We start from the raw sequence: 11,822 nt of genomic DNA on the forward strand, positions 1-11,822 counted from the left end.
ATGATGGGTGGCACAATTGTTGCCGCCCATCATCCTTTATCAACCAAAGGCGGTGCGGAAATGAAAAAACAAAGAGCTTTTATTCTATCTGGGTTGATTCCCGCTTTGCTGCTCGTGCTGGCGTTCACCTACTATCCCTTCCTTAAAGGGATCGTTATGGCATTTCAGGAATATAAGCTGTTCGATTTGCGAAATGTCCATTTTATTGGGCTAGACAACTTTAAAGTGGCCTTTAGCGACCCTAAGTTTTTGTTAGCGCTCGGGAATAGCGGATATTGGGTGTTCTTCTCCCTGATTTTTCAGTTTCTGTTCGGGATGATACTTGCGCTGATGCTGAAGAAACCTTTCAGGGGACGCGGGATTTATCAAGGCTTCGTGTTCTATTCCTGGGCGTTGTCCGGCTTCTTGATCGGGATGATATGGAAGTGGATGTTCAATTCCCAGATCGGAGTCATTAACGACATCCTGCTTCAATTAGGCATAATCGATCAGAGAATCGGGTTTTTGTCGGATCCGAAATGGGCAATGATATCCGTGATTATCGCCAACGTCTGGTACGGTATAGCGTTCTTCGCCATCATGCTTTTGGCTGCCCTCCAATCCGTGCCTAACGAGCTCTATGAAGCGGCGGTTATGGACGGAGCGAGCAGTTTCCGCAAGCTGTGGAATGTCACGCTGCCTTACATTATGCCGACGATCATCGCGACTACGCTGCTAAGGGCGATTTGGATTTTCAACGATCCGACGATTATATACGGATTGACGAACGGGGGACCTGCAGGCAGCACGCATATTCTCTCTTCCCTGATGCTGGATAAAATCATTTATGCAGGAGATTATGGAGCCGCTTCTGCTATTGGCATCATTATGATCGTTATTCTGCTGCTCTACACGATCTTTTTCCTATCAGTCACCAAGGCGGAGAAAGCGGGGGATTTCTGATGAAGCAGCGACTATTGGGACTGTCCAAAATCATTTATTTGGCCATCTATTTGATGATTATGGTTTTTCCGTTGTATTGGATTATCATTACATCGCTTAAGCCGCAAAAGGATATTTTTTCGTTTCCGCTGAAATATTGGCCTGAACGATTTACGCTGGACAATTACATCCATATTTTCAAAATATCCAAGTTCCATATTTACATCGGAAACAGCTTGCTGGTGGCCATTACTTCGGCTGTGATCGTGCTCGTTATCGCGATCTTAAGCGCATATGTGCTTGCCCGCTTTAAGTTTCGGGGACATAGGCAAGTTATGCTCGCTTTCTTCGCTACGCAAATGCTGCCCGGATTTGTAGCGCTTGCTCCGCTTTATTTGATGATGAGCAACATGGGCTTGATCAATAACCGGATTTCACTCGTACTTATGTATACCGTTGGACTTATCCCGTTCTCGACCATCATGCTGCGCGGTTTCTTCGAGCGGATACCGTCAAGCCTAGAAGAAGCGGCGATGATCGATGGATGCTCGAGATGGTCTGCACTAGTGAGAATCATCATTCCGGTCATGCTGCCGGGGATCGCTTCGACATTTATTTTCGCCTTCGTTCAAAACTGGAATGAGCTGTTTCTGGCGGTCATGTTCATCGACAACGATGCGCTCAAGACGCTGCCGGTAGCGATGAACTCATTCATACTGAAATTTGACGTGGATTGGGGCGCAATGTCGGCTGGAGCCGTATTATCGATCATTCCGACCATTTTATTATTTGCTTTCGCCCAAAGATTCATTGTAGAAGGTTTGACGCAAGGAGCGGAAAAAGGATGAGTAATCTAGAGAAGCAGTTCACTAAGGTAGCTTACGACCCGCTTGATGACAGACATCATGGTGCTATTCATGTACCGATCTATCAGAACAGTCTGTTTGCCTTTACGAGCTATGATCAATTCGATGAAGCGATGAAAGCACAGCTAGACCATCATATTTACTCACGCGGAAACAACCCAACTGTTCAAAATTTGGAGATGAAGCTGGCGGATTTGGAAGAAGTCGAGTCCGCCAAATGCTTTGCTTCGGGAATGGCTGCCATTTCCTCAGCTATTATGTCCGTCGTCTCCCAAGGCGACCATATCGTCTGCGTCAATCAGGCTTACGGCCCGACACGGGAATTTCTCGGCTCGTATTTAACCCGGTTTGGCGTGGAAACTTCGTTTATCGACGGCAGTTCAATGGAACAATGGCGCAATGCCGTGCGCCCCAATACGAAGCTGTTGTATTTGGAAAGTCCGACAACGATGTACTTTGAACTGCAGGATCTAAAGCAAGTCGCGGAGCTGGCTCGAACCATAGGAGCCATAACAATCATCGACAATACATGGGCGACACCTTGCTTTCAAAACCCGACAACGCTGGGGATTGATCTGGTGATGCATTCCATAACCAAATATATCGGCGGGCATAGCGATTGTATCGGCGGTGTCGTGCTGGGCTCAAGGGAGCTTGTGGGCCGGATTGGGAACAATGAATATATGCTGCTTGGCGGCATTATGACTCCGCAAACGGCGGCGCTCGTATCCAAAGGTCTTCGGACGCTTCCGCTGCGCATGCAAAGGCATGAACAGAGCGGGCTATCTGTGGCGCAGCAGCTTGTTAAACAAAGCTTTGTCGCTCGCGTCAACCATCCGGGTTTGCCCTCCCATCCGCAGTATGAGCTTGGACGGCGCCAGATGTCAGGTTACGGCAGCTTGTTTTCATTCCTATCGAACGAGTCTCCTAAACGAATGAAGGAATGGGCAAGCCGTTTGAAGTATTTCAAAATCGGCGTCAGCTGGGGCGGATTCGAAAGTTTGGTAACGGTCAGCAGCGCTGTAAAAGATGGAAAAACAGGTGACGATCCTGCCGCTGTCGTCAGGCTGTATGTCGGCATGGAAAATCCGGATGAGCTTGTTAAAGATATCGAACAGGCTTGGGAGCAGGTAAGTCATGTGAGCAACATCATTAAGTAATTGTGGAGCAGGCATACGAAGCAGCGGCTTTTCCTCGGTAGTCTACCTTGGATGAGCCGCTCTTTTTATTATCCGACGCAAAAAAGCAGATCAGCTCTAATGAGCCGATCTGCCAGGTCATGCCGCCTTCAAGGCTAATTGTTGATATAACGCTCGAAAATAGCGCCAAAATCTTTAATGCGATACTGCTTATGTGTGTTAACAAGCCAGTTGAAGGCGGATTTGTTCAATCCGTCGAACTGCTCGACGACATTGAAGTCTCCTTTGTGGAATTGCTGCAGCGTAGTGGATGCGAGATCCAGGCTGCGCCTTGCGTATTCAAGCGAGATTTCATTCTCGCGAGTAATTTCGGAAATTTTGATCAGCGCTTTATAGAGGTCCTTCAGTTCCTCAATGTGCTTCTTGTTGACGTCGATTGAGAATGGAACGGAGCCAATCGTGAACTTGATCTCGACGTCGAGATCGACGGTGCCTGCCGTTTCAAGCGCAACCTGCGAGATTTGGTTGGCGCTGTAGGAATAACGCTTTAGCGTGCGCTTCTTGCTTAGTGCGCTTGTACCATCCAGATGAATGAGTGCAAGATTCGTAAAGCAGTATTCGTCGGTTTTGGATTTAATGAGAAAATAAATTTTCTCGTTATCCTCATGCATGACATAATCGTCAGAATCCGCTTTGCTGAAATCTGCCGGCTTAATAATTGCGCCAATGTCGCTTAGTCCAAGCGCGTCCGCAGCTAGTTTACCAAACATCGTACCATTCCCTTCATAATCGCTTTGACTTATTACTTACTCATTATATAATAGATTTCGGCATTTATAACCCATTCCTTGTAGATTTTTTCCTAACAGATGGATAAAATGAAAAAAATTTAACACACTGAGGACATGACATGCGTGGTCACGATGGAAGTCGATAAGTGGTGAAGAACGGAGTGTTTTACATTTGAGCAAGAAACAGAAAGACACGAATACGCTGCATAGAGGACTGAAGGCCCGGCATATGACGATGATATCGCTCGGAGGGTCCATCGGTACGGGGCTGTTCCTCGCAAGCGGCGGCGCTATACATTCCGCAGGCCCTGGAGGCGCGGTGCTAGCCTATGCGCTGATTGGCATTATGGTTTATTTTCTAATGACAAGCCTAGGTGAGATGGCTACCCACATGCCGGTATCGGGGACATTCAGCACCTATGCAACAAGATTTGTTGATCCTTCGCTAGGCTTTGCCCTAGGCTGGAACTATTGGTACAACTGGGCGATTACGATCGCAGCGGAGCTGTCGGCAGCAACGCTGATTATGAAATTTTGGTTTCCGGACAGCCCATCGATTCTGTGGAGCGCTGTGTTTCTGCTGCTGATGCTTGGTCTCAATTTCTTGTCCGTCAAGAGCTACGGAGAGTCGGAGTATTGGTTCGCGATGATCAAAATTGTTACGGTAATCGTGTTCATTGCGATTGGTCTCATGATGGTGGTAGGCATTTGGACAGAGCCTGCCGTTGGCTTTAGCAATTTGACGGAAAATCCCTTTCCAGCAGGCTTCCTGGCTACGCTAGGCGTGTTCATGGCGGCGGGCTTCTCGTTTCAAGGGACGGAGCTCATTGGTGTAACGGCAGGGGAGAGCGAGAATCCGCGCGAAAATATTCCGCGCGCGATCCGCTCGATTTTTTGGCGCATTCTCTTGTTCTACATTCTCGCGATTCTGCTGATCGGTTTACTTATCCCTTATTCAAACGAGCAGCTCGCGAGCGGCGATATTTCGACGAGTCCATTTACGATTATTTTCGAGAAAGCAGGGCTTGCGGTTGCGGCTTCCATTATGAATGCGGTCATCTTGACCTCGGTATTGTCGGCTGGCAATTCCGGGATGTACGCTTCCACGCGCATGCTTTGGGTGCTCGCGAAGGAGGGCAAGGCGCCTCGCTTCCTAGCTCGCCTTAATGCACGCGGCGTTCCGGTTGCATCGCTGCTCGTGACGGGGGCGCTCGGCATGCTCGCCTTTCTTGCGTCGTTCTTTGGCGATGGGGTTGTTTATATATGGCTGCTCAATGCGTCAGGCATGTCGGGGTTTATTGTATGGCTCGGCATTGCAATTAGCCATTATCGCTTCCGCAAAGCGTATGTAGCACAGGGAAGAGATTTGAAGGATCTCGCCTACCGTGCGAAATGGTTTCCCTTCGGCCCGATCCTGGCGATGCTGCTTTGCATAGTCGTTATTGGCGGACAGTTTATCGGCGCGCTCAAGGACGGGGAAATCGATTGGGCATATATGATTGCTTCCTACGTCGGTATCCCGCTGTTCCTCGCCATCTTTTTTGGCCACAAGTGGAAGCATCGCACGCGCATGCTGACGCTTGCGGAATGCAAGCTGGACCCGGAGGAATAAGCGATAGAAATATCAAAAGAAGGTCTCTTCAGGCTGCTGCCGAAGAAGACCTTCTTATTTTTTATCTGGCGCCTATTTGGCTGTCTACTCAAAATGCATGGAACGGGATAACGAATTCCGGCATGCCCTCCGCATAAGAGGTGTACTCATACTGACCAAATGCGATGACGACTCCGTCATGCTTAAGGTAGAAGGAGCGATCCGGCTTGATTCCATTAAATGGACTAATAAGAAGAAGCTTTCTAGCCTTAATTTGCTGGCGAATGGAGGCATTAATAACGGTGTCGTAATTCACATTATTGCTCGTTACATCCTCAAGCTTCAGCTCATTGCCTGACAAGAGATCGAAGGTATACGAATTGCGCTCGGTTATGCCATGCGCACCGCCGAGATAAGAATAATAGTCGACATAAAGGCTTAATGTATTTTGTTCGTTATACGTTATCGTATACGTGCCGGTAAACGATAAGGCCGGATGATTCGTCTTAACTCCTTTGTTGTCCAATGCGGCTTTGAAAATAGCATCTTCACCGGAAGCGGCGTAGGCTTCGGCTTCTTTTTTCAGAAAGTTATTTATTTTTCTCTGGGAGGCTTTGTTCGGAGAGCCAATGATTGCTGGATAATGAACGAGCAGCGATTGGTTCTTCGTTATGCTGCTGATCGTTTCCGTACCAATGGACAGCTCGTTTTCCTCGATCGTTTCGATGCCGACCGCACGTGTCTTGCTGTCATAGGAAATGCCGTAGCCCATTCGCTCCAATAGGAAGCGAAGCGGCAGATAGGTCGAGCCGTTATGTATAATCGCAGGGTTGCCGTAAATAGGCTGGTCGTTCAGCTTGTAGCTTCCGTCAACGGGAGAGGCGGTAAACGTTCTGCCGCGTCCTTCGATGACGGCGGTTCTTGTTGCTGCGTCCCAGCTTGTTGCAAGTCCGAGCTTATTATTAAGCGCACGGAGGCTGATATACGTATCTCCTTCTACGTTTGCTGTAGCAACGGAAGTGGGGATGCCGTCGATGACGAAGGGTTGGGAGACGATTTTTAGCTGCTGGGAGGCTGCCGCCGCCGTTGATTCTCCTCCGGGAAGCCATCCTGCGACGGGAGCAGAGGCGAATAGCAGGGCGGTGGCGATAATGGCTGCTGCTTTGCGGGTTATGCGTGATTGTTCAGTGCCGGTTTGTTTCATACGTCTCATAATCAGAAGCCTCCTCAGTGGTGTTGAAGATTAGTCGTGAATATAATACCTGATGTTGCATGCAAAAAGAAGCTGTTTCTGGTTTTTTAAAAGCCAGACAGCTTCTTTTAACAAAAGGCTTATTTATTTTTTTGCAGCGATTGAGAAAATGACCGTCTTCGCTGCTGTGTCCACTTGAATATTAACGTTGTCGGTGCCGATCAGCTTCTGCTGGGAGGCTGCTTTGGCGCCGGACTCAACGCGTTTGCTAATATCGTTGAACAGCTCCTTGAACGTGGAGGCGTTATAGCCGAACAGCTGGTTGGCGAATTGCTCGACTACCTCTTTGTTGCGGGCCAGCGTGCCCTCGCGAAGCCTCATCGTAATGCCATAGGTGTTGTATTGCGGATCAAGCCATATTGCCGCTTCCTCATTCAAGGCTGCCGAGCCTGAAGGACGGTTCATTACACTGTCTTTCTCGGATTGATCCTTAAATAGACGAAGCGTCGTTTCATACAAATCATGATTCGAGCCCCGCAATTGGCCGGCCAGAATTAGCTCCTCATAAGCATCCCACATCCGTTTGTCAGGGAAAATAATCATTTTTTTGCCGCCGCCAGAGGTGGGAACGACACGCTCCAGCTTTTCGGGAGAGACAGCCACGGCAAGCCGCTTCGCTTTGTCGGTGAGCCGGTTCAGAATAACGAGCGACTCTGCGCGAGTGACGGTATCGCCAACGCCGAAGAAGCCGTTCGGGTAGCCTTGCATGATGCCTTTCACCAGCGTCTCGGCAATGAACTTTTGCTCGCGCTCGGTGGCGCCCATGAGATCGCCGTATGACTGTGCCATTTTCTGACCGAACAGGCCATCCTCTAGAAATTCTGTTTCTTGCAGCGTGTAATAGATAACCTCTGCCACGTTCTCGCGAGTCATGTCTGCTTGGAAATCGTTGTATCTGCTCTTGTTCAGAAAATGAAGATCACTGGCCACATCAATGAACAGCTTGGCCCAATAACCGACCGGGCTTGGCTTGAAGTCGAAATATCGGTAATCCTGCTTCAAAATAGCCTGGTTTTCTTTGCTAAGCGATTGGAGAAACGGAATATTCCAGCTTCGCGAACCGTTTTGATGCAGGTCGGTGTACGAAAGAACGAGCATTTTGATAAATTGATCAACCTTCACGGGGTCTTGTGGTCGGAAGGTCCCGTCTGGATATCCGTCTAAAATCCCTTGTTTTACCATATTATTAATCGTTTTCTCCGCCCAATGGCCTTTAATATCTTTGAAAACAGGCGTCGAGGACGCTGCTGTTGCTTGATCAATTGCGATCGGGCTTGAAAAGGCTGCCCAAAAAATGGTGACTGCGACTGTGATTAAAGCGAAACGCTTCATAAAAAATCCCCCTAATTTATAAAAAACGATATATTCCGACATTATCTAGATAACCATATTAATACGTTATTGAGAATGGGCTGAATGTCACCCTTGTGTCGAAATATGTAGTTCTAAATGCCATGAGACTTTAAGCATAGCGCGGATTTTTAAAGGGCTGCGGTGTCTTAATGGGGAAATAAATAAATGGAATAATGGCAGCATAAAGAACAATAACGAACAACAAGCAGCATAAATCACATGAAAATACTGGATCGAAAAAGTAGCTTATGGATAAAAAAAGAAATACTCATTCGCTTTTGACAATTTTGAAATCCCAACTTTTCCAGTTTATTTTAGTGATAAAAATCCAGTTGGTATTAATGGGTTAAGGTTTTTGATATAATGAATGAGTTTTTAGATTCGTATTCCAAAAAAAGTAGATGAAAGAGCTATTTGTTTAGCGGGAGGTAGAGCGATGTCTTTTTTTACAAGAGTGAAGAAAGTTCTAAGTATTTCTATTATGACAGCAATGCTGGTATCAACAGTATCGGTAGCATCTGCTGCAAAATCTAATGATGCTGACGGGCACTGGGCCCAGGACAATTTGCGAAAATGGGTGGATAGCGGATTGTTGCAGGGCTATGCGGATGGCTCTATTCAGCCTGACCGTCCTGTCACGCGTGCTGAATTGATGACGCTAATCAATCGATCTTTTGAGCTTAAGGAGAAGCAAACGGTATCATTTACAGACTTGCCTGGTTCAAGTTGGGCTGCCGAGCAAGTTGCGATCGCTGCTAAGGCTGGCTATGTGAAAGGTTACGAGGATGGTACGATCCGCTGGAATGAACAAGTAACACGAGAAGAAGCGGCAAGCATGGTTGCTCAATTGCTTGAGATGGATGCTAGTGTCTCAACGAGCGCGCAATCTTTCGATGATGCTTCGTCCATTGGCGGCTGGAGCAAAGCATCGGTAGGAGCATTAGTAGACGCAAAAATTATAAGTGGATACCCGAGTGGTCTGTTTGTGCCTAAGGGGAAATTTACGCGAGCGCAAAGTGTAACGGTTTTGGAGAAAGCTCTGCAATATACCAAGCCCGCAGTTGAATACGATAAGGCTGGCACGTACGGACCAGAGACGGGAACGGAATCCATTAAAGGAAACCTTGTCGTATCAGCACCCGGCGTTATTCTGCGAAATATGGTTATAGAAGGCGACCTGACTCTGACAGCGGCAGTTGGCGAGGGTGACGTTCATCTGAACAAAGTAACAGTGAAAGGGAAGACAAAAATAGCAGGTGGAGGCTCTAACTCTATCCATCTCTTGGATTCAGTTCTTATACATATCATCGTAAATAAACAGAATGGTTTGGTGCGCATTGTGGCCGAGGGGACAACAGAAGTTCAATCGGTTTCCTTGCAGTCTGCGTCCATTGTAGAAGAAAAAGGGCTGACGGGAGCAGGGTTCACCGCTGTTGAGCTGGCAAAAGAGCTTTCAGCGAACGTGGAGGTTAAGTTTCTTGGATCGTTCACGGACGTAAATGTGTATGCGGCATCCGTTCGCCTTCAGACAGCGAACGGTTCAATTGACAAGCTTACCGTACTTGAATCAGCGGCAGATGCTGTAATACAAATGGATGTCACCTCCAAAATCCTAAACATGGTACTGGACGCAGCAGCTAAGCTTTCAGGACAAGGTGTGATCGAGAAGGCTGTTATTAACAAAGGCGGTTCCAAAACAGTCTTCGAGAAGCAGCCTGCAAAGGTTGAGGGTGAGGGTGCAGCTCCTGAAGCACCTGTCATTGTTGGCGGTGGCGGTGGCGGCGGTGTTATTCCAAATCCGGGACCAGCGGAAAACGTATACGAGATTATATCGGGGATGCCTCCACTGCACTCGGCGGAAGTTGAACTGCTGAAGGTAGATGCTAATTACCGATTACTCGATAAGAGCGGCAAGCTCGTCGTAGACCCGATGTACTTATTTTATACCCCAACCTTTGAGGTCGGGCTCAAGACGAAGCAGGATATTGGCAAGCCATATCCCGGCAAGGTGCGGTTAGTGATCAGTGGCCTTGCGGCGACAAATGGCGGACAAGCGGATGGCTTGCAGCTTTTTGCTTATGATTCAAAAAACCAAACGTACACAGACATCGTCAAAGCAGGCTTCGGGGCCGCGGAGGGCCAAAGCATCGATTCGTTGATGACTGATTTTGCGAAACATGCTTATTGGAGCATCATTGCAAAGCAAGGGAGCTTCTCATTCAAAATACAAATCGTAGATGCTGAGACTCGAGCTGTTGTGGCGGAGAGCAAGCTGCAGCAGTTGAACTCTAACCATGCATATCTAAAGTCACTCAGCGTGGATGGTTATACTTTGAAGCAGATAGCTGTATATCCTGACCAAGCAGTTCAGGAAGGCTTTGAACAAAGTCATAGCTACTATGAGATTATGGTTCCCAATAGCGTTACTCTTAATGAGTTAAAGCTTAGAGCGGCGGCTGCGGCTCCGGGCACGACCGTAACTGTAATGCTGGAAAAAATGAGAGGGTATGATGTTGCAGCCTTGCAGACAGATACGGGCGGGAATCTTTATTATCCTATTCCTCTTCAAGTGGCTAAGCATCAATATGTGACTATAGAGTTGAAGCTGCCGTCAGGAGGGGTTCAACTCTACAGCGTATTGGTTAAGCGACTTCCAAATGCTCCGGCAGCTGATCGAAATAAGCTGGACGAGACAGATATATGGGTCAAGCATAGCGGCATAGATATCTCTCTCAGCATTCTGCCTATTCCAGCTACAGTAACGGTATCGGTCTATGATTCAGCAGATAGAACAAACTTGCTGAGAAAAGAGACTATTGTGCCTAAGAAAGGCTTTGGCATTTATCATGCATACGTTTTTTTGAATACCCTCCCGCAAATAGGGACAATATGGATATCTGTTATAAATGATGATACGGGAGAGGATGTTTTTCTTAAAAAGGAATACATGATTCTCGATACTATACTCCCAATCTATAACGGAGATATGTCAGGAGACATATTGCGGCCTGCAACCGCTGAAGAGGTCGCCAAGCACAATGCGGAAACCATTTATCCCTCGTCTACTGGAGCTGCGTTAACCTTGTATAAGGAACAACTTCCTGAAAACATAAGGAATTTTGCTTACTTAAGGTTTGAGCAGAGGGATTCTATAGTCGTGCCTTTTTACAGTCAACAAGAACGGGCGTATCATGGCGCGACCTACGATCCGGCAAGCGATGCTTGGACTGCGTTAACTTTTTTTGAATTTTCAAGCGAGCAGCCTAAAGGCTACAGTGTTATATTTTATGACCGAAACGATGTTCCTCTAGGCGGACTTTTCTTTAAATCAATTTAATAAATCAATAGTTGTTTAGGTCTCTTCCGTTGCGCTCTTTGAGCGGGAGAGGCTTTTTCTTACTTTAAAGAGCTGGCTTGAATTAAAGCGATAGTACAATAACCAAACAACTCCCAGCCTTTCGCATGGAAGCGAAGGGCTGGGAGCTGTTTCAGAATATCTTATTAATAACGGCGTAATGCTTAGTCAAGCACAGCCGTAATATGAGCCTTCGTGATGGACCAGTGGGAAGTTGTCCATACTTTTTCTTTTTTCTCGATAAAAATAATTTGCGGCGACTCGTGCTTCACGGATGTGTCTTCAGCAATTTGGTTGGACACCGGACGAGACTCGATAACCTTCACAAGCACGTATTCCACGTCTTCTCTTGGCTTGCCGTCAAGATATTGATTGAACTCTTGGTAAGCGTTCGCGCTGACCGGGCAAGTTGTGCTGTGCTTGAAGACAACGAGCGGACGAGCAGCGGAAGCCTCATAAACATTATTCCATTCTTCAATAGATGTAATTTCTTTGTATGACATAAGGGATACACTCCTTTTATTAGGTTTGGATAGGCTTGGATGACCGTTTAC

Annotated in this window: 9 protein-coding genes; 5 read left to right on the forward strand and 4 right to left on the reverse strand. The window is 47.3% G+C overall.

Features of this window, described 5'->3' with window-relative positions:
• Positions 1–60: 60 nt before the first annotated feature.
• Genes AC2TDN_RS12770 through AC2TDN_RS12780 form a run of 3 tightly spaced genes read left to right on the forward strand, consistent with a single transcriptional unit; the run spans position 61 to position 2,947 of the window.
• Positions 61–942 carry a carbohydrate ABC transporter permease gene (locus tag AC2TDN_RS12770; protein WP_484688246.1) on the forward strand — a complete coding sequence of 294 codons (882 nt, stop codon included), beginning with the start codon at positions 61–63 and terminating at the stop codon, positions 940–942.
• The gene (locus AC2TDN_RS12775) at positions 942–1,769 is read left to right on the forward strand and encodes a carbohydrate ABC transporter permease (protein WP_482068408.1); all 828 of its coding nucleotides are present in this window, start codon (positions 942–944) and stop codon (positions 1,767–1,769) included. The genes AC2TDN_RS12770 and AC2TDN_RS12775 overlap by 1 nt, the downstream gene beginning before the upstream one ends.
• Positions 1,766–2,947 (forward strand): trans-sulfuration enzyme family protein, encoded by a 1,182-nt coding sequence (locus AC2TDN_RS12780; RefSeq protein WP_484688247.1) that lies wholly within the window; start codon positions 1,766–1,768, stop codon positions 2,945–2,947. Before AC2TDN_RS12775 ends, AC2TDN_RS12780 begins: the two co-directional genes overlap by 4 nt.
• 134 nt (positions 2,948–3,081) lie before the next feature.
• Here AC2TDN_RS12780 and AC2TDN_RS12785 read toward each other — a convergent pair whose 3' ends face one another.
• Entirely contained in the window at positions 3,082–3,696 is a 615-nt protein-coding gene (locus AC2TDN_RS12785) for a PH domain-containing protein (protein ID WP_482068410.1), read from the reverse strand.
• Between the two features lie 250 nt (positions 3,697–3,946).
• Here AC2TDN_RS12785 and AC2TDN_RS12790 point away from each other — a divergent pair, with 250 nt between their 5' ends.
• Positions 3,947–5,329, forward strand: coding sequence for an amino acid permease (locus AC2TDN_RS12790; protein ID WP_484688334.1), 1,383 nt, complete (start codon positions 3,947–3,949; stop codon positions 5,327–5,329).
• Positions 5,330–5,417: 88 nt separating this feature from the next.
• On the opposite strand, the gene AC2TDN_RS12795 is transcribed toward AC2TDN_RS12790, so the two are convergent.
• Complete coding sequence (locus AC2TDN_RS12795) at positions 5,418–6,521, reverse strand: stalk domain-containing protein (RefSeq protein WP_484688248.1); 1,104 nt, start codon at positions 6,519–6,521, stop codon at positions 5,418–5,420.
• A 123-nt stretch (positions 6,522–6,644) separates the two neighbouring features.
• Positions 6,645–7,892, reverse strand: coding sequence for an S-layer homology domain-containing protein (locus AC2TDN_RS12800; protein ID WP_482068412.1), 1,248 nt, complete (start codon positions 7,890–7,892; stop codon positions 6,645–6,647).
• 457 nt (positions 7,893–8,349) lie between these two features.
• Here AC2TDN_RS12800 and AC2TDN_RS12805 point away from each other — a divergent pair, with 457 nt between their 5' ends.
• Entirely contained in the window at positions 8,350–11,250 is a 2,901-nt protein-coding gene (locus AC2TDN_RS12805; RefSeq protein ID WP_484688249.1) for an S-layer homology domain-containing protein, read from the forward strand.
• Between the two features lie 182 nt (positions 11,251–11,432).
• On the opposite strand, the gene ytxJ is transcribed toward AC2TDN_RS12805, so the two are convergent.
• On the reverse strand, positions 11,433–11,771 hold the full coding sequence (gene ytxJ, locus AC2TDN_RS12810) for a bacillithiol system redox-active protein YtxJ (RefSeq protein WP_482068413.1): 339 nt from the start codon (positions 11,769–11,771) through the stop codon (positions 11,433–11,435).
• Positions 11,772–11,822: the final 51 nt, after the last annotated feature.

It is taken from the genome of Paenibacillus sp. Y660 (genome assembly GCF_057221575.1).